Here is a 20,794-nt window from a genome sequence, read left to right on the forward strand (position 1 = left end):
AAGCATGGCAAACAAGAATACAAGTAAAACAAGACGTAGACCGTCTAAAGCGGAATTAGAAAGAAAACAAGCGATTCAACGAATGTTGATTTCCTTAGCTTTGGCTATCTGTTTAATTTTTGCAGCTCTCAAATGGGGAGCAGTCGGAATTACTGTTTATAACCTAATCCGCTTACTCGTGGGGAGTTTGGCTTATCTAGCTATTTTTTCTCTGCTAATCTATCTATTTTTATTTAAGTGGATTCATAAACAGGAAGGCTTGTTAGCAGGTTTCTTCTTCATTTTTTCAGGCTTGCTTCTCATCTTTCAAGCATATCTCGTCTGGAAATTTAGCATGGCAAACGCTGTTTTCCAAGGGACTGCCGGTCAAATTTTTAAAGATTTAACTAGCTTTCAAGTAACTAGTTTTGCTGGTGGAGGTTTGATAGGGGTTATCCTCTACATTCCGGTAGCTTTTTTGTTCTCAAACATTGGTACCTACTTCATCGGAGCAATCTTAGTCTTAATCGGTGCTCTTTTGATCAGTCCATGGTCTATCTACGATATCGCTGATTTTCTCTCAGCTCGATTTGCTATCTGGATGGAACGCCATGAGCAGAAAAAACAAGAACGCTTTATCAAGCGTGAAGAAGAAAAGGCACGAAGAGAAGCAGAAGAACAAGCAAGACTTGAGAAAGAAAGAGAAGAGCAGGCTTTGATTGATATGCCTCCTGTAGATATGGAAACTGGAGAAATATTATCAGAAGAGCCACTGCACGATTTTCCTCCACTTCCAGAGGAAGAATGGGTAGAGCCTGAGATTATTCTCCCTCAAGCCGAGTATGAATATCCTGAAGAAGTTGACCTTCCTGAGGAAGAAGTTTTCCCAGAAGAGGATGACGAAGAAGTAGAAGTCGATTTTTCTGCTAAAAAAGCCTTAGAGTATAAACTCCCAAGTTTGCAACTTTTTGCACCGGATAAACCTAAAGATCAGTCTAAAGAAAAGAAAATCGTACGAGAAAATATCAAGATTTTGGAAGAAACCTTCGCAAGTTTTGGTATTAAAGTAACGGTTGAAAGAGCAGAAATTGGGCCATCCGTTACCAAGTACGAAGTAAAACCTGCTGTAGGTGTTCGTGTCAATCGCATTTCCAACCTAGCAGATGACTTGGCTCTTGCTTTGGCTGCCAAGGATGTCCGTATTGAGGCTCCAATTCCAGGGAAATCTTTGGTTGGTATCGAAGTTCCGAACTCTGAAATTGCAACTGTATCCTTCCGTGAACTTTGGGAACAATCACAAACAAAACCTGAAAATCTTTTAGAAATTCCTCTTGGGAAAGCAGTTAACGGAACAGCTCGTAGTTTTGACTTAGCTAAAATGCCTCACTTGCTAGTTGCAGGTTCTACTGGTTCTGGTAAATCCGTTGCAGTTAATGGAATCATCGCAAGTATTTTGATGAAAGCACGCCCAGACCAAGTCAAATTCATGATGGTCGATCCAAAGATGGTTGAGCTTTCAGTATACAACGATATCCCTCATCTCTTGATTCCAGTTGTTACCAATCCACGTAAGGCTAGCAAGGCATTGCAAAAGGTTGTTGACGAGATGGAAAACCGCTATGAGCTCTTTGCTAAAGTCGGCGTTCGAAATATCGCTGGTTTCAATGCTAAGGTAGAAGAGTTTAACGCTCAGTCTGAATACAAACAAGTACCGCTACCTTTAATCGTTGTGATTGTCGATGAGTTAGCTGACCTCATGATGGTTGCCAGCAAGGAAGTAGAAGATGCTATTATCCGTCTAGGACAAAAGGCGCGTGCAGCTGGTATCCATATGATCCTTGCAACCCAACGTCCTTCAGTAGATGTTATCTCTGGTTTGATTAAGGCCAATGTTCCGTCTCGTGTAGCTTTCGCTGTTTCATCAGGAACAGACTCACGGACGATTTTGGACGAAAATGGGGCTGAGAAATTGCTTGGTCGAGGAGATATGCTCTTTAAGCCAATCGATGAAAACCATCCAGTTCGTCTCCAAGGTTCCTTTATTTCAGATGATGATGTCGAGCGTATTGTGAACTTCATCAAGGCCCAAGCAGATGCTGACTATGATGAAAGCTTTGACCCTGGAGAAGTGTCCGAGACTGAAGGCGACTTTGGTTCTAGCGATGATGCTGGAGATCCACTCTTTGAAGAAGCAAAAGCCCTTGTCATCGAGACACAAAAGGCGAGTGCTTCTATGATTCAGCGTCGTTTATCAGTTGGTTTTAACCGAGCAACTCGATTGATGGAAGAATTAGAGATGGCTGGTGTTATCGGCCCAGCTGAAGGTACTAAACCTCGAAAAGTCTTACAACAATAAATTGTTTGAAAATAGAATAAAAATTCAAGAAATTACCTTTGAGAAATGGGGAGGATTTTCCCTAAATTTTTTAAGGTGATTTCTTTTTGTATGCCTATGATTATAGGTATTTTTGTAGTAAAAAGACTTTCAGTTTGGTTCGAAATTTAGAATTTACTTTTACTAATTTTAACTAATATTGTATTGATTTTTAAACTAGTTTTTGATATATTAAAATGGTATAAGAAATATTTATATGTTTAAAAAATAAGCGAAAAAAATGAAGGGGGTTATTTTTTAAGAAAAAATGCAAACGCTTACTTTTTAAGCAGGAAGGAATAAAAAATAATGGATAAAAGGTTATTTGAAAAACGTTGTAAATATAGTATTCGGAAATTTTCATTAGGTGTTGCTTCTGTTATTATTGGTGCTACATTCTTTGGAACAAGTACTGTTTTAGCAGATACAGCACAAACTGGTTCTACTGCAAATATACCAGCTGATTTAGCAGCAGCTCTGGCAAATGCAAAAGATGATAATGGACATGATTTTGAAGCTCCAAAACCTGGAGAAAATCAAGGGTCTCCTGAAGTTACTGAGGGGCCAAAAACTGAAGAGGAATTGCTAGCGAAAGAAAAAGAAGTAGCAACAACTTCTGCAACTGCAAATGAACTTCCTAAAGATTTACGCGAAAAACTCGATAAGGCTGAAGATAGTGGACATTCTGCTTCAAAAGATGATTTAGCAAAAGAAGATAAAAGTTTAGTTCCAGAAGATGTTGCTAAAACAAAAAATGGGGTATTAAACTACGGTGCTACAGTTGAAATTAAGAGCGATGCTGGAACTGGTAGTGGTATCGTTATCGGGGAAAACCTTGTTTTATCAGTATCTCATAACTTTATTAAAGATGTTCCAGATGGCAACAATCGTAAAGTTGCTGATAATATCGATAGTGATGACGATGTTTATACCATTTCTTATGAAGGTGCTCCAGACGTTAAGTTTAGTAAAAATGATGTAAAACACTGGGATCGTGAAGGATTTCTAAAAGGCTATAAAAACGATTTAGCCATCGTGAAACTTCGCAAACCTCTTGCAAATGCTCCTGTTGAAGTTTTGGATAAACCATCTACGATTAAGGTAGGAGATAAGGTACATGTTTTTGGTTATCCAAAAGGAGAGCTTGATCCAATTCTGAATACAACTGTCGAAGCTATTAATGATCACGGTGAAGGTGTTCGTGGGATTAGCTATCAAGGAAGTGAGCCAGGTGCCAGTGGTGGAGGAATCTTTGATGAAAATGGAAAATTAATTGGTATTCATCAAAATGGTGTATCTGGTAAACGGAGTGGTGGTATCCTCTTCTCACCTGCTCAGTTAGAGTGGATTCAAAACTATATCAAAGGTATTGAAACAACGAAACCAACTGGTCTAGATGCTTTGGATAAGCATGTAGAAGATAAAGAAGAAAAACCAAAAGAGGACAAACCTCAAGAAGAAAAACCAGCTGACAATAAACCGGCAGAAAACAAACCAGCAGAAAACAAACCAGCTGAAGCAACAACGGGAGAAACTAGCGAAGCGACAGCCGAAGTGAAAAAAGAGTGGAACTCAGTAAGCCGTGTGAAAGGGAATGTTGAAGTCGTTGAAGAAGGCGGAGTACGCTACAACAAATTAACTTCAACAACAGCTAACGACAATGGAGCAAACGAAGCTTTATTTGAAAAAGCTGGATTACAGGCGGATGCGGAAGGAAATGTAAGCGTTGACTTAACGTTCAAGGCAAATACTCCTCCAGCTGAAACACGCTTTGGGGTATATCTAAAATATAAAGATAATGATAACAACATCTTTGTTGGGTATGACAAGGGCGGTTGGTTCTGGCAATACAAAGGACCAAATGTAAACACTTGGTATAGTAAGACTCGTGTAGAAGCACCAAATGTAGGTGAAGAAAACCACCTATCTATCGTTTACAAAAAAGACGGTCAATTAAATGCTACAAATAATGGACAAAATTTATTTAGCACAGAAGTCGTTCCAGAAGTTGTCAAGAACGCTTTAGCTGATGTGAATAAAGTTTACCTCAAAGCTGGTACTTACGGTACAGAATTATCTTCTGTATCGATCAAAGCGGATAACCAAGATAACATCAAACCTGAAGAAGAAACTCCAGCAGTGGATGATGGGTTACGTCGCAATGACCAAGATGTTCACTATGAAACTTTACAATCAGAACAATTAAAAGCGATTATCGACACAGCGTTTCCACGTGTTAAAGAATATGAATTAGATGGAAAAACGTTAACAGGTCAAGTTCAAAAATTAGATAAAATGTCAATCAACGGTGTATTAGTCACTCCAGAAGTTCAATACCGTAAGATTGATGACACTACTGCAGAATATGTAATGAAAGTAAGAAACGATGATGAATTCATCAACGCTGAAATCACTGTAAAATTACAATTAATCGGCAACGAAATGCACTTCGATGTGACAAAAGTAGTGAACAAAAACAATGTCGAAATGGGTAAACCAGTCGACAATGTTCGCAAATTAATCCAAACCATTGAATTCCCAGGAAACACACTTGTTTCTGTTGGTTCTAACAAACAAGGTGCAAAATTCGACGGAGCTCAAATGTCTACAAACACACATAACCGTGGAGACTATCATTTAGACTTGAAAAAAGGCAAGATGAATGAATATACTTACGGCTTCATGTATGGATTTGTTTCTTCTAATGAATTAGCAGCATCTGTTTGGAGTAACTCTCAATTTACTTATAGAGGAAATGACTTTGCACGTTTAACAACAGCGTTAGAACGTGTTGAAGGCGTAAACTACTTAGGTATTCAAAGCTCACCTTACTGGTACCAACGTGCTTATAAGAACTTAGTATTCCCAGAATACACATTAGAATTACCAAGTTCTAAAGTAGTCATCACAAAAGACTTAAACAAAGATAATGTTGTGGACTGGCAAGATGGTGCGATTGCATATCGTAATATCATGAACAATCCTAAAGGGGCAGAATCTGTTCCAGATTTAGTAGCGTATCGTATTGCGATGAACTTTGCATCTCAAGCGCAAAACCCATTCTTAATGACATTAGATGGTATTAAGAAGATTAACTTACACACAGATGGTTTAGGTCAATCAATCCTACTTAAAGGTTATGGTAGTGAAGGTCACGACTCAGGTCACTTAAACTATGCGGATATCGGTAAGAGAATCGGTGGCGTTGAAGATTTCAAAAAATTATTAGCAAAAGCAAAAGAATACGGAGCTAAAATCGGTATTCACGTCAATGCTTCTGAAACATATCCTGAATCTAAATACTTCAGCGAAGCGATTTTACGTAGAAACGCTGACGGAACATATATGTACGGTTGGAACTGGTTAGACCAAGGTATCAACATCGATGCAGAATATGACTTAGCACATGGACGTTTAGATCGTTGGAAAGAATTACGAGAAAAACTAGGTGCTGACTTAGACTTCATCTATGTGGACGTTTGGGGTAACGGACAATCAGGAGATAACACTGCTTGGCCAACTCACGTACTTGCTAAAGAAATAAACTCTCAAGGCTGGCGTATGGCTATCGAGTGGGGCTTTGGTGCGGAATATGATTCAACATTCCAACACTGGGCAGCTGACTTAACTTACGGTGGATACTCACTGAAAGGGATTAACTCAAATATTACTCGATTCATTCGTAACCACCAAAAAGACTCATGGGTGGGTGACTATCCTAGCTACGGTGGTGCCGCTAACTATCCATTACTTGGTGGATACAACATGAAAGACTTTGAAGGATGGCAAGGTCGAAGCGACTACGAAGGATATATTCGTAACCTCTTCGAAAACAACATTATGACGAAGTTCTTCCAACACTACAAAGTTTCTAAATGGGTGAACGGTGACCCAGTTGCGATGAGCGACAACGGTCAAAACTACAAGTGGACTCCAGAGATGGAAATTCATTTAACGAATGACAATGGGGATGAAGTGAAGATTGTTCGTCAATCAAACGATCCTAACAGCCCAGATTACCGTAAACGTGTCACAACATTAAACGGTCGTGTCATCGAAAATGGTAGAAGCTACTTAGTACCATGGAACTGGGACGAAAATGGTAAAGCTTTAACAGGCGACAAAGAAAAGATGTACTTCTACACAACTGAAGGTGGAACAACTGAATGGACTCTACCAGAAGATTGGACTGGAGATAAAGTATATCTTTACCGTTTAACAGACCAAGGTAAGAAAGATGTTGTAGAATTAACAGTCGGCGCAGACCGTAAGATTCAAATTACGGGAGAAGCGAACCAACCATATGTACTTTACAAAGTTGCTCAAGGCAAGAAGACAATGGTATGGAGTGAAGGACTACACATCTATGACCAAGGCTTCAACAGCGGAACATTAGATCATTGGGAAAAAACAGGTGACAGCGAACATGCTGAAATTGTGAAATCTCAAGGGGCTAACGAAATGTTACGTATTCAAGGAAACACTGAACGTGTGACGTTGAAACAACGCTTAACAGACTTGAAACCAAATACAAGATATGCTGTTTATGTAGGTGTAGATAACCGAAGTGATGCACGTGCAGATATCACAATCCGTGTAGGCGACAAAGTGATTTCTAACTACACTAACAAATCAATCGCGAAGAACTATGTACAAGCACATGCGCATAACACACTTCCAAAGAACGCAACTGTGGATAATACAAGTTACTTCCAAAACATGTATGTATACTTCACAACAGGCGAAGATGTTTCTAATGTGACATTAGAACTTGGACGTGATGCGGATGCAGCAGCAACTTACTTCGATGAAATTCGTGTATTCGAAAACCAATCTGTAATGTACAACGAAAAACACGATACAGGAAATGGTAAATTCAAACAAGACTTTGAAGAAGTGCCTCAAGGTATCTTCCCATTCGTAGTCGGCGATGTTGAAGGCGTACAAGATAACCGTACTCACTTATCTGAGAAACACGAACCATATACTCAACGTGGCTGGAATGGTAAGAAAGTCAACGATGTTATCGAAGGCAATTGGTCATTGAAGACGAACGGTTTAACAGGAAATGACAAACTCGTTTACCAAACAATTCCACAAAACTTCCGCTTCGAAGAAGGTAAGACTTATAAAGTAACCTTCGATTATGAAGCAGGTTCAAATGGAGCATACTCATTCGTTATCGGTAATGGCGAAAATTCTCGTCGTAGTAAATTAACGAAATACGACTTAGAAAACACTTGGGAAAATTCATCAACTCCTAAGAAAGTAAGCTTCTATGTTACTGGTGAAAAAGGTGGAAACACTTGGATTGGTATTTACTCAAATGCGCGTGGTGCCGATACTAAAGGAGATACAGATAACAACGAAATCAACTTCAAAGGTTATAAAGACTTTATGTTAGATAACCTTGAAATTGAAGAAATTAAGTTAACTGGTAAGATGATCATCGATGAAGCATACGAAAAGAATACACCAATCGTAAATGGCAACTATAAACAAGATTCATTAAATGCTTATAAAGACGCTGTAGCAGCTTTATTAGAAGCAGACGATGATATTAGTGTGGATGATGCTAAAGCTCTTGTAGAACGCGTTAACGAGGCTAAAGAAAAACTTGCGGTGAAACGTAACGCTCCAGATTGGGACGATATCCATGATCTTGATGCTCCTTATGAAGAAGCAGATAATGTATGGTATGCATTTGATGGCAATACAAATACTTTATGGCATACACCTTATGGAGTGAATAGCTTAGGAAAACCATTAACAGTAGAGTTCAATAATCCGATGGAATCAACTCGCTTTGAATATGTTCCTCGTCCTTCAGGTCCAAACGGACGTGTGATGAGCGGTAGCCTTACAGTGATTGATGAAAAAGGACAAGAACATAACTTTAACTTTACTGGATGGGCAAATGATGCGAAGACAAAAGTGATTAACTTCGATGCTCCAATCAAAGTGAAGAAAGCAATCTTTACTGGTAACGAAACATACGGTGATCCTGGACATATTTCAGCAGCGGAATTACGCTTCGTCCTTCCAATTGAAGATGATAAACCATTAGATGAAGCTGCATACAATGCTGAAGTAGAACGTGTTCGTAGGATTGATCGTCAAGATGCGAAAGAATACTTGGCAGCTGTTGAAGCGTACAAGAATGGTCTTGCAGAACATAACTTATTAACTCCAAACGGACTTAATAAATTGGTAGAAGGCTTGAAAGAAATTAAAGAAACTGAAGAGCCAGCTCCCAATCCAGAGCCAGCTCCAACTCCAGAGCCAGCTCCAAATCCAGAGCCAGCTCCAACTCCAGAGCCAACTCCGAACCCAGAGCCAACTCCGAACCCAGATCCAAAACCAACTCCAACTCCAGATCCAACTCCAAATCCAGAGCCAACTCCGAATCCAGAACCAACTCCAACTCCAGAACCAGAAAAACCAACTCCAGAACCTGAAGTACTAACAAGTAAGGGAGATCAAGAACCACCAGTAGTTGAAATTCCTGAATTTACAGGTGGAGTTAATGCTGCAGAAGTTGCTGTTCATGAACTCCCAGAGTTCAAAGGTGGCGTCAATTGGGTTGAAGCAGCTGTGAACGATGTTCCAGAATTCGAAGGCGGAGTCAACGCAGTCGAAGCAGATAAGAATGAGCTTCCAGAGTTCAAGGGTGGAGCTAATTGGGTTGAAGCAGCTGTGAATGATGTTCCAGAGTATAAAGAAACATTAGGTGCAGGAGACAATCAGACAAGTCCAGTTGCAGAAAAACTTGATCAGAAACCAGCTCTTGCTCCTAAACCAGAGATGCAGGCAGCACAGAAAGAAGCGGCTGAGTCTAAACTCCCTGAAACTGGTGAAGGCACAACTGAACACCTCTTCATAGCTGGTCTTGCATTAGCGATGTCTGCTCTATTTCTTGAAAAAAGAAAAGAAGATTAAAACATAATAGAGTTCTACACCATAGAAACTCAAACTCCTTGCTTATTGTAATGGAGAAAACAAATACCTTGAGAGGACCTCTTGGTCCTCTCTTTTTAAAAGGGAAATGATAACGCTTACCTATTTTAGCGTAGGAAAGGAAAGAAAGAAAATGGGAAAACATTTTTTTGAGAGACGGTGTCATTACAGTATACGCAAATTTGCAATTGGCGCAGCTTCTGTCATGATTGGTGCTAGCATTTTTGGTGCTGGTGTAGTTCAGGCGGCTGAAACAGAAGGGCCTGCAGAGACAGAAGGTACAGTAACTCAGGTTCAGCCCATGGATAAGTTGCCAGCAGATATAGCAGCAGCTATTGAAAAGGCTGAAACAGCCAGCCCAAGTGAAGCAACTGAATCACAACCGACCGAGCCAGCAACACAGCCTGCAAACACTGGGACAGTTACTCCTGAAGCAAAACCAGCTGAAACTCCAGTTCCTAAGGAAGAAGCAACACCAAAACCAGCAGAAACTCCAAAAGAAGAAGCAGCACCAGTAGCTAAACCAGCAGAAACTCCAGTGGCAAAAGATGTGGTTGAAACTCCCGATGTCAATCATTTGGAAAAGGCTACTGCGACAGTATCAAACCATGAAGCGAACACACCATTTACAGCTGAGAAGGCGATTGATGGAAATCCAGATACTCGTTGGGCAACTGACCGTGATGTTGTGAAACCAACAATCGAATTTAAGCTTGAAAAGACAACCTTAATCAAGCATGTGGAAATTGATTGGGATCGTCGTGTTCGTGGTGAACAAAATGATCCAAATATCAAATCATGGAATCTCTATTATGCTGGTCAAGACAATGTTAATGGATCAGGACCTGGAGAATGGAAGTTGGCTCATCAACGGACAGGAACTCCGGTTCTAGATGAAAAAGTTGACTTAAAAGAAGCCGTTCAAGCTAAGTATCTCAAACTTGAAATTACAGATTATCAAGCTGGTACTATGCAATGGAAAAATGTGGGTATCCAAGAAATTCGTGCCTACTCAAACATTCCAGATACTAGCAAACCTACAGATATTCGTCAAGTTACAGAACTAGCGGTTGCTGAAGATGGAAAATCACTTGTATTGCCTAAATTGCCTGGCCAAGTTAGTTTGATTGGAAGCAATAAGCAAGGTGTTGTCGACCTAAATAATAAAATCTATACACCGTTGACAGAACAACATGTCAAAGTGATGGTCCAACAAACGAATGATAACCATACCTTCACAAAAGAATTTGAAGTAGTGATTAAAGGTTTGCATGCAGATGAAGGTGTCGGAACCAAACCTGCAGTTGCCCCAGCAGTTCAACAATGGTACGGCACTGAAGGTAAAACTTCTATTACTTCTGAAACTGTCATTTCAGTAGGAAATTCAGGATTTGACAAGGAAGCTAAGTTCTACCAAACTGACCTTGAAAATCGTGGTTTGGAAGTCGCAACCGGTAGTCAAGAAGCGAAAAATCGTATTGAGTTTAAAAAGGTTGAAGACAAGGGTTATGGTAAAGAAGGCTATGGCATCACCATTAAAGATGGAGTGATCACTGTAGAAGCAGCGACGAATGCAGGTGCCTTCTATGCAACTCGTACCCTCCTTCAATTGGGAGAAAATAACTTGCAAAACGGTGAAATCCGTGATTTCCCAAGCTTCAGTCACCGTGGTTTTATGCTAGATACAGGTCGTAAGTTCATTCCTTATGATACGCTTGTAGATATCATGCTTAACATGGCCTACTACAAGATGAACGACTTGCAATTGCACTTGAATGACAACTATATCTTCTTAAAAAAACACGTGGAAGGTAAACACCTCAGCCAACAAGGAGAACTGGATTATGTACTGAAAAATGCTAAGACAGGCTTCCGTGTAGAAACAGATGTTGTTGGTGATAATGGTGAAAAATTAACCTCAAAAGAACATTACACAAAAGACGAATTGCAACAGATTATTAGCTTGGCTAAAGACTTGCATATCAATCTTGTTCCTGAAATTGACACACCAGGTCACGCATTGTCCTTTGTCAAAGTGCGTCCAGATTTGATGTATAAAGGACCACTGAGCGCTAACAAGCATAATGTAGAGCGTGTGGCAATGCTAGACTTGGATAACAAGTACGAAGAAACACTTGCTTTTGTTAAATCTGTTTATGACAAGTTACTAGTTGGTGAAAATGCGCCACTTCGAGGTGTTTCTACAGTTCACATCGGTACAGATGAGTACTATGGAAGTCCTGAAAATTATCGACGCTATGTCCATGATATGATTCAATACATCAAAGACAAAGGCTTAACACCACGTATTTGGGGTTCACTCACTGCGAAACCAGGCAAAACACCAGTAGATTGGAATGGTGTAGAAGTGGATATCTGGAGCCTCGGCTGGCAAAATCCACAGGCAGCGATTGCTAAGGGTGCTAAGATTATCAATATCTTGGATGTACCAACCTATAGTGTTCCAAATGGTAGCAACAGTCAGGGACCTTATAGCGACTACGCTAACTATGAATTGCAATACAATAGCTGGGCACCAAATGACTTTACTGCTCGAAGAGGGCCACGCTTAGAAGCCTCAAATCCAAATATCATCGGTGGTGGTCATGCAGTCTGGAATGACAATATTGACCTGCATGAAACAGGACTTACTTCTTTTGATATCTTTAAACGCTTCTTCAAGAGTATGCAATCAACTGCAGAACGCACTTGGGGTTCAGATCGTGCAGCTAAGACCTATGCAGACCGTATCCAACCAACAAGTGTCTACGCACCACGTTCAAATCCAGAAAAAACAATAGAAGATAGTGACCTATTCACAATTAAACCAGAAACTATCAAGGAATATCTTGCTAAGAATGTGAAGAAAACAGAAGCAGGGTTGAATTTTGAAAAAGATTCTAGTATCGAAGGTTTAGTAGGTGATGTTGGTCCTAGTCATGTTTTGAAATTGGATGTAACTGTTACAGGTGATGGAGAGCAAGTCTTCTCTACAAGTGGGGACAACCAACTTTACCTTGCGGACAAGGATGGCTACTTAGCTTATAAATTTGAACAATTCCATATTCAATTTGACAAGAAGCTAGAGAAGAATAAACGTTATCAAATCTCTGTTGTTACGAAACCACAAAAAACAGAAGTTTATGTAGATGGTGAAAAAGTTGAGCGTATTGCAAATCCAGCTCACCCTCGCTTGGCTCACAATAGCTTGGTACTTCCACTTGAAACAATCGGTGGCTTCCAAGGAATCTTGCATAGTGCAGAGTTGTCAAATGAAGCATTTGTAAACCCACGTTTGATCCCAACAGATCACTTCACAGTTTCTGCAACTAGTCAGGAAACACCAGGAACAGAGACTGAAGGCCCAGTTGAAAAAGCTTTCGACAATGATCCAAATACCTTCTGGCATTCTAAATGGACTGGACATCAAGCTCCATTTACCGTTGCCATGAATTTGAAGGCTCCTGAAAAAGTCAATGGTTTGACTTATCTTCCACGTCCAGGTGGTGGTAACGGAGTCGTGACATCTTATGAAATTTATGCTCAAAAAGATGGTCAAATGGTTAAAGTTGCATCAGGAACTTGGGAAAATAATACTAAAGAAAAAACGGTTAATTTTGCAGCAATTGAAACCAATAAGGTAGAATTTAAAGTTCTGTCAGGTTTCGCAGGATTTGGTAGTGCCGCAGAAATTCAACTGCTCAAGCCACTTTCTGATAGTGAATCAGAAGAGCCAGTTGCTCCAGAAAAACCAGTAACTCCTGAGAAACCAGTGACCCCAGAAAAACCAAAAGTTGAAGAAGTAAGTGATGGTACAACTGAACTTGCGGATAGCTTTGTAGCTACAAAACCAGCCAGTGATGATGCGATTGCTGCTGCAACACAAAGTCAAGACTATCTCAAGAAAGAATACAAGGTATTCCCAACACCACAAAAAGTTACTTACGGTGAAGGTGTCACTAAACTTCAAAAACAAGTTAATCTTGTTATGGGAGACCATCTAGATATTTACACTCGCAATCGCTTGAAGAGTGTTCTACAAGATCATCAAATCTCATATACAAGCAGTCAAGCAGCAGTAGCAGGTGCTACAAATATCTATCTTGGTGTTCATGGTCAACATTCACAGGCTGAAAAAGAAATATCTGGTATTTCTCAAGGCCTCTTTGATAAGATTGATGCTTATGCTTTGTCGATCAAAAACAACACAATCTCTATCGTTGGTAAGGACACAGATGCTGTTTTCTATGGATTGACAACTTTGAAACACATGCTTAATGAAAGTGAAGCTCCAGTCTTGCGTAATGTAACAGTCGAAGACTACGCTGAAATTAAGAATCGTGGCTTTATCGAAGGTTACTATGGAAATCCATGGACAAATGCTGATCGTGCTGAGTTGATGCGCTACGGTGGCGACTTGAAGATGACACAATACTTCTTTGCACCGAAAGACGACCCATACCACAACAAGAAATGGCGTGAACTTTATCCAGAAGAAAAATTAGCTGAAATCCGTGAGTTGGCGCGTGTCGGAAACCAAAACAAGACTCGTTATGTTTGGACCATCCATCCATTCATGAACAACCGTATCCGTTTTGGCAACGATGCTGACTACCAAAAAGATCTTGAAACCATTAAGGCTAAATTCACTCAATTGATGGATGCCGGTGTTCGTGAGTTCGGTATTTTGGCAGATGATGCTCCAAGTCCAGTTGGTGGCTACAATAGCTACAACCGCTTGATGAAGGACATGACAGACTGGTTGACTGAAAAACAAGCAACTTATGTTGGCCTTCGTAAGGAAATGATCTTCGTTCCAGGTCAGTATTGGGGTAATGGTCGTGAAGATGAGTTGAAATCTCTAAATGAAAATCTTCCAAGTTCAACTTCTATGACCCTTACTGGTGGTAAGATTTGGGGTGAAGTATCTGAAAACTTCCTATCTAACCTTAAGAACAATCTGACTGCAGGTGGCAAGACCTACCGTCCAGTATCTCTATGGATTAACTGGCCATGTACAGACAACTCTAAACAACACTTGATTTTGGGTGGCGGTGAGAAATTCCTTCATCCAAATGTGGATCCTAGTCTCCTTTCAGGTATCATGTTGAACCCAATGCAACAATCTGAGCCTTCAAAGATTGCCCTCTTCTCAGCTGCTCAATACGCATGGAAACAATGGAAATCTGAAGACGAAGCTAAGAAAGTAAATGATATCGCCTTCAACTTTGTTGAAACAGGTAAATTTACTGACAGTGAAACATCTGTTGCCTTCCGTGAACTTGGTAAACACATGATTAACCAAAATATGGATGGTCGTGTTGTGAAGTTAGAAGAGTCTGTTGAGCTTGCACCGAAATTGGATGCCTTTATGGCTAAGCTAAAAGCTGGTCAAGATGTCAGCGCAGAGCGTGCTGAATTGCGCGCAGAGTTTGCAAAACTCAAAGCAGCAGCTCAACTTTATAAAGCATCTGGTGACGAAAAGATGCGCTCTCAAATCCATTACTGGTTGGATAACACTATTGACCAAATGGATGCTTTGAGTGCTTTCCTAGATGGATCAGAAGCTATTGAAAACAATGATTCTGCTAGACTTTGGGATAGCTACTACAAGGGCTTGAAGCTTTATGAACAGTCTCAAACTTATACTTTCCATTATGTAGACCATGATGAAAGAGCTGAGTTGGGTGTTCAACATATTCGACCATTCTTGCTTGGCCTTCGTGAAGTATTGGCAACTGAAGTTCAAAAAGCCCTACACCCAGACCAAGTAATCAGCACCTTTATCACAAACCGTACAGGTGTAGAAGGTGGACTTGCTGAAGTCACTGATGGTGATTTAGGAACACATGCCCTAATTAAATCACCAAATAGCATCCAAACTGGTGACTACATTGGCTTGAAATTTAACAAGGCTGTTCCAATCCAAAACTTAACATTTGCAATGGGAACTCAAGCAAATCCACATGATACCTTTAACAATGCTAAGGTTGAGTACCTCAATGAAAATGATGAGTGGGTAACACTTTCAGAACCAAGCTACACTGGTAATGAGCCTCTTCTTAAATTTGAAAACCTCAATATCAATGCTAAAGCTGTTCGCATGATTGCTACTTCAGATCGTGATAATACTTGGTTTGCTGTACGAGAAATCGCTGTTAACCGACCTGTTGAAGTAAGTCGTCCTAAACAGGCAGTTACAGTGACCATCAGTCCAAATCTGATGTACAAGTACAATACGACAGTTGCTCAGATTACAGATGGTCGTGATAATACTGAAGCAATGCTTGCAAATGCTGATAGAACAGACTCAACTCCAGTCGATGGTTGGGTTCAACTAGACTTGGGTGGAGTCAAACCTGTAACTAAGGTTCGCCTCGTTCAAGGTTCAGGAGATAAATTAGCAGAAGGTGTTCTTGAGTATTCTACAGATGGAAGTTCATGGCAAGAATTGGATCGTTTGACTGGTGAACAAACCAAAGAAATTGAAACTCCAATTTCAGCTCGCTACATCCGTGTTCGTAACACCAAGAATATCAATCTATGGTGGCGTATCGCTGACTTCTCAGTTGAAACACGTACTGGCAATAGCGAGATGACAGATACCAATGTTGAAAGTTTGAAATCAACTCCAGTATATGACAGTCTCGGTCGTTATGACATGCAAATTCCAAGTGGAACTAAGCTTCCAGCTCATAGCTACTTGGGAATGAAGCTAGACCGCCTACACCAAGCTGAAAGCATCCAGGCTATTGGTATTGGAAATCCATCCCTTGACTTGGAATACTCTCCAAATGCACAAGAATGGTATCCAGCTAGCCAAGTAACTGATAAGTCCTTGGTACGTTATGCTCGTTTGGTCAATAAGACCGACCAAGAACAAGCAGTGACAGCAACTTCTCTATTGGTTAAGACAAAAGAAGTCCAACCAACTAAACTTGATTCTACATCTATGGGAATTGATGCCCATTATGGTGCAAATGATGTTCGCAAGATTAAGAATTTGGATCAGTTGTTTGATGGTGTGTACAATAACTTCGTAGAGTTCTCTGACTATGCTCATAAAGATGGTCATATTACCTTGAAACTTGGTAGTGAACGTGAAATCAAGAAGATTAGAGCATATATCCAAGACGGAACTAAGAACTATCTTCGTGATGGTAAGATTCAAGTCAGCCAAGATGGCAAGACATGGACAGACGTTGTGACAGTAGGCGATGGCATCGCTAATGATATGCATGATGATTCATTGACAGATGGGTGGACACATGATTCTAAGATGCCTGGAAATCGCTATATCGAAGGTGAACTTGCAAGTCCTGTCAAAGCCAACTATCTCCGTGTTCTCTTTACTGCTAACTACGATGCCCGCTTTGTTGGATTTACTGAGTTGGTTATCAATGACGGTGAATTTGTGAAACCAACTAACGACCCAACTGTCCAAGGAAATAGTGGTGAGAGTCGAGGTAACCTCTACACCAATCTTGTAGATGGTAAGGTTTTGAATAGCTATAAGGCTGAGAAAGACCAAGGTGAGCTGGTTTACCACTTGTCAGAACCAACAGATGCTAACCACATCCGACTTGTTTCTAGTCTACCTCAAGGTGTGGCAGCACGTGTACTTGCTCGTACTTTGAAATCAGACAGAGATGGAGCATGGACAGATTTGGGTGCAATTACATCAAGCTTCCAAACATTTGCAGTGAGAGAAAAAGCACCGTTATTGGATGTCAAACTTATCTGGGAAGGTGGCAAGCCAGAGTTCTATGAAATGACGACATTCCATCAAGAACTTTCAGAAGAACCTGAACAGCCAACTCCAGATCCAGAACCAACTCCAACACCAGAACCAACACCTGAAACTCCAACAAGTAGTAAGGGTGAGGAACAACCACCAGTCGTAGAGATTCCAGAATACACTGAACCAATCGGAACAGCAGGAGATCAAGCAGCACCAGTTGTAGAAATTCCAAAATTTACAGGTGGCGTTAATGCTGTAGAAGCAGCTAAAAATGAAGTTCCAGAATTCAAAGGTGGGGTTAATTGGGTGGAAGCGGATAAGAATGAGCTCCCAGAGTTCAAGGGTGGCGTTAATTGGGTTGAAGCAGCTAAGAATGAGGTTCCAGAATATAAAGAACCTGTAGCAACTCCAGCTGAACCACTTGCAGATCACAAGCCAACTCCAAGTGCAACAAACCAAAAACCAGAACAAGAAGGACCAAATGCACCTGCAACTGGAGCTAAAGCTCAGCTTCCAGCAACAGGTGAGCAAGATTCAGTAGGATTAGCATTCATAGCTAGTCTTGGATTGGTTCTATCTGCGACCTTTATCAAAAAAGGAAAAGAAGATTAAGCAAAAATCTTAACTAAAGCAGATTCGTCAGTTGCAACAAGAAGACCAGGAACACTAGTTCCTGGTTTTTAATATTCAGTAACAAAAAAACCAACGAATGAATCGTTGGTCTAGGGGGAAATTTAGGATGCTCCGTTGTTAGCACTAACTCCTGCTTCAGTGGTTGGAGTATTTACAGAAGAATCAGATTGCTCTTTTTGTTGAGACTTGTCTTCTGATTTTGTATCTTCTTTCTTGCTAGGAGTTTGAACTTCTTCTTTTTGAGTGGTTTCTTGATTGTTTGGTTGGCTCTGTGAAGGAGCGTTTGATTGAGCTGGGCTTTCCTTTTGAATTTCCTTGATAATGGTTGTTTGCGGATTTGTATCTTTTTTATCTTTTTCTTTATCAAAGGCATTCATAATCGTGATGCTAGCCGTAATCAAACCTAGAATACTAGCAATCGTTGCGATTGTTTTTTGAAAAACAGTGAAGCCTTTTTTGATGTGTTCGGTCTTTGGTTTTGAACTTCTACGATAGTTAGACATAATTTCTCTCCTTTGTCATGATTCATTATACTCAAAATCTTTAAAAAAAACTTAAATGAACCTGAATTGCCTTTCTTGTCGCCTGAACTGTTTCGTGTTACAATAGAAGGAGTGATTTTAGAAAGCGTGAGAAACCATGATTTACTTTGATAATTCGGCTACAACCAAGCCCTATCCAGAAGCACTTGAAACCTATATGCAGGTGTCTGCAAAAATTATTGGAAATCCTTCTAGTCTTCATCGTTTAGGAGACCAGTCTACCAGAATTTTAGATGCATCTCGTCAACAGATTGCTGATTTGATTGGCAAAAAAAGCGAAGAAATCTTCTTTACATCTGGTGGGACTGAAGGGGATAACTGGGTTATCAAAGGTGTCGCATTTGAAAAAGCGAAATTTGGGAAACATATCATTGTGTCTGATATTGAGCATCCAGCAGTCAAGGAGTCAGCTCTCTGGCTGAAAACACAAGGGTTTGAAGTAGATTTTGCACCAGTTGATGAAAGAGGCTTTGTAGATGTAGATGCCTTAGCAGGTTTACTTCGTCCTGATACCACACTAGTTTCCATCATGGCAGTCAACAACGAAATTGGCTCCATCCAGCCCATCCAAGCTATTTCAGATCTTTTAGCAGATAAACCAACCATTTCTTTCCATGTGGATGCTGTTCAGGCCTTAGCAAAAATACCAACAGAAAAGTATTTGACAGATCGAGTAGATTTTGCAACCTTCTCCAGTCATAAGTTCCATGGAGTTCGTGGTGTTGGCTTTGTCTACATTAAGTCTGGCAAGAAAATCACCCCCCTATTAACCGGTGGTGGTCAGGAGCGCGACTATCGTTCTACAACTGAGAATGTAGCAGGAATTGCTGCGACTGCCAAGGCTTTACGTTTGGCTATGGAGAGACTGGACTTGTTTACTAGCAAAACCAGTCAGATGAAGGAAGTCATCCGTCAAGCTCTACTTGAATATCCAGATATTTTTGTCTTTTCAGGTGAGGAAAACTTTGCGCCTCATATTCTGACCTTTGGGATTAAGGGAGTTCGTGGGGAAGTTATTGTGCACGCCTTTGAAGACTATGATATTTTCATTTCTACAACGTCAGCTTGCTCGTCCAAGGCTGGTAAACCTGCTGGAACCTTGATTGCTATGGGTATCGAAAAGGATAAAGCCCAGTCAGCAGTTCGTCTCAGTCTTGACTTAGAAAATGATATGAGTCAGGTGGAGCAGTTCTTGACCAAGTTAAAATTAATCTACAATCAAACTAAAAAAGTAAGATAGGAGTATTCATGCAGTATTCAGAAATTATGATTCGCTACGGAGAGTTGTCAACCAAGGGCAAAAACCGTATGCGTTTCATCAATAAACTACGTAATAATATCTCAGATGTGTTATCCATCTATCCTCAAGTCAAAGTTACAGCAGACCGTGATCGTGCCCACGCTTATCTGAATGGGGCAAATTATGAACCGGTGGCAGAGTCACTCAAGCAAGTTTTCGGGATTCAAAACTTTTCTCCAGTATATAAGGTTGAAAAATCCGTAGAAGTTCTTAGGTCTGCTGTTCAAGAGATTATGAAGGACATCTACAAGGAAGGGATGACCTTTAAAATCTCAAGTAAGCGCAGCGACCACAACTTTGAACTCGATAGTCGTGAACTCAATCAAACGCTTGGTGGAGCAGTTTTTGAAGCTATTCCAAATGTGCAGGCACAAATGAAAAATCCTGACATTAACCTTCAGGTGGAGATTCGTGAAGAAGCAGCCTACCTTTCATATGAAACCATTCGTGGTACAGGTGGTTTGCCTGTCGGAACTTCAGGTAAAGGGATGCTCATGTTGTCAGGGGGAATTGACTCGCCTGTAGCAGGCTATCTTGCACTGAAACGTGGTGTAGATATCGAGGCTGTTCACTTTGCTAGCCCTCCATACACAAGTCCAGGTGCCCTCAAGAAAGCCCAGGACTTAACCCGTAAATTGACTAAGTTCGGAGGAAATATCCAATTTATCGAGGTTCCCTTCACGGAGATTCAAGAAGAAATCAAGGCTAAAGCGCCAGAAGCCTATCTGATGACCCTGACTCGTCGCTTTATGATGCGGATTACCGACCGTATCCGTGAAGTGCGAAATGGTTTGGTCATCATCAATGGTGAAAGTCTTGGTCAGGTGGCTAGCCAAACCCTTGAAAGTATGCAAGCTATCAATGCTGTCACAAATACGCCAATCATTCGTCCAGTTGTAACTATGGACAAGCTAGAAATCATTGATATTGCGCAAGAAATTGATACTTTTGAAATCTCTATCCAGCCCTTTGAGGACTGCTGTACCATTTTTGCGCCAGATCGTCCAAAAACAAATCCTAAGATTAAGAATGCGGAGCAATATGAAGCACGTATGGATGTCGAAGGCTTGGTTGAGAGAGCAGTAGCGGGAATCATGATTACTGAAATCACACCTCAGGCTGAGAAGGATGCAGTCGATGAGTTGATTGATGATCTCCTTTAATCAGAAAAACCAGAGGAAAAGATAAAATAAGTAAAAAAAGTTAGTTTATTGTCTTAAATTTGGACGGAAACTGACTTTTTTTCTATTTTTATGATATAATTAGGT

General features: G+C 40.5%; 6 protein-coding genes. 5 read left to right on the forward strand and 1 reads right to left on the reverse strand.

Translation table 11 applies throughout. The annotated features are described in order from the left end of the window. Positions 1-4 precede the first annotated feature (4 nt). From HMPREF1481_RS03045 to HMPREF1481_RS03055, 3 genes are all read left to right on the forward strand, one after another. Positions 5-2,335 carry a DNA translocase FtsK gene (locus HMPREF1481_RS03045; protein ID WP_016465619.1) on the forward strand — a complete coding sequence of 777 codons (2,331 nt, stop codon included), beginning with the start codon at positions 5-7 and terminating at the stop codon, positions 2,333-2,335. Between the two features lie 327 nt (positions 2,336-2,662). Next, positions 2,663-9,292, forward strand: a complete 6,630-nt coding sequence (locus HMPREF1481_RS03050) for a SpGH101 family endo-alpha-N-acetylgalactosaminidase (protein ID WP_016465620.1) — start codon at positions 2,663-2,665, stop codon at positions 9,290-9,292. Between the two features lie 151 nt (positions 9,293-9,443). Then, positions 9,444-17,663 carry an SIALI-17 repeat-containing surface protein gene (locus HMPREF1481_RS03055; RefSeq protein WP_016465621.1) on the forward strand — a complete coding sequence of 2,740 codons (8,220 nt, stop codon included), beginning with the start codon at positions 9,444-9,446 and terminating at the stop codon, positions 17,661-17,663. 122 nt (positions 17,664-17,785) lie between these two features. On the opposite strand, the gene HMPREF1481_RS03060 is transcribed toward HMPREF1481_RS03055, so the two are convergent. Continuing rightward, the gene (locus HMPREF1481_RS03060) at positions 17,786-18,187 is read right to left on the reverse strand and encodes a DUF6556 family protein (RefSeq protein WP_016465622.1); all 402 of its coding nucleotides are present in this window, start codon (positions 18,185-18,187) and stop codon (positions 17,786-17,788) included. Positions 18,188-18,323: 136 nt separating this feature from the next. On the opposite strand from HMPREF1481_RS03060, the gene HMPREF1481_RS03065 reads away from it, so the two are divergent. Both HMPREF1481_RS03065 and thiI read left to right on the forward strand, forming a co-directional pair. Next, positions 18,324-19,466, forward strand: coding sequence for a cysteine desulfurase family protein (locus HMPREF1481_RS03065; RefSeq protein ID WP_016465623.1), 1,143 nt, complete (start codon positions 18,324-18,326; stop codon positions 19,464-19,466). An 8-nt stretch (positions 19,467-19,474) separates the two neighbouring features. Then, entirely contained in the window at positions 19,475-20,689 is a 1,215-nt protein-coding gene (thiI, locus tag HMPREF1481_RS03070) for a tRNA uracil 4-sulfurtransferase ThiI (protein WP_016465624.1), read from the forward strand. Positions 20,690-20,794 lie beyond the last annotated feature (105 nt).

This window comes from Streptococcus sp. HPH0090 (assembly GCF_000411475.1).
GTDB lineage: Bacteria > Bacillota > Bacilli > Lactobacillales > Streptococcaceae > Streptococcus.

Excerpts from the sequence above, each read along its gene's own strand:
- HMPREF1481_RS03055 (WP_016465621.1), top strand. The coding sequence starts at position 9,444 with ATGGGAAAACATTTTTTTGAGAGACGGTGTCATTACAGTATACGCAAA.
- HMPREF1481_RS03045 (WP_016465619.1), top strand. The coding sequence starts at position 5 with ATGGCAAACAAGAATACAAGTAAAACAAGACGTAGACCGTCTAAAGCG.
- HMPREF1481_RS03065 (WP_016465623.1), top strand. The coding sequence starts at position 18,324 with ATGATTTACTTTGATAATTCGGCTACAACCAAGCCCTATCCAGAAGCA.
- HMPREF1481_RS03060 (WP_016465622.1), bottom strand. The coding sequence starts at position 18,187 with ATGTCTAACTATCGTAGAAGTTCAAAACCAAAGACCGAACACATCAAA.
- HMPREF1481_RS03050 (WP_016465620.1), top strand. The coding sequence starts at position 2,663 with ATGGATAAAAGGTTATTTGAAAAACGTTGTAAATATAGTATTCGGAAA.
- thiI (WP_016465624.1), top strand. The coding sequence starts at position 19,475 with ATGCAGTATTCAGAAATTATGATTCGCTACGGAGAGTTGTCAACCAAG.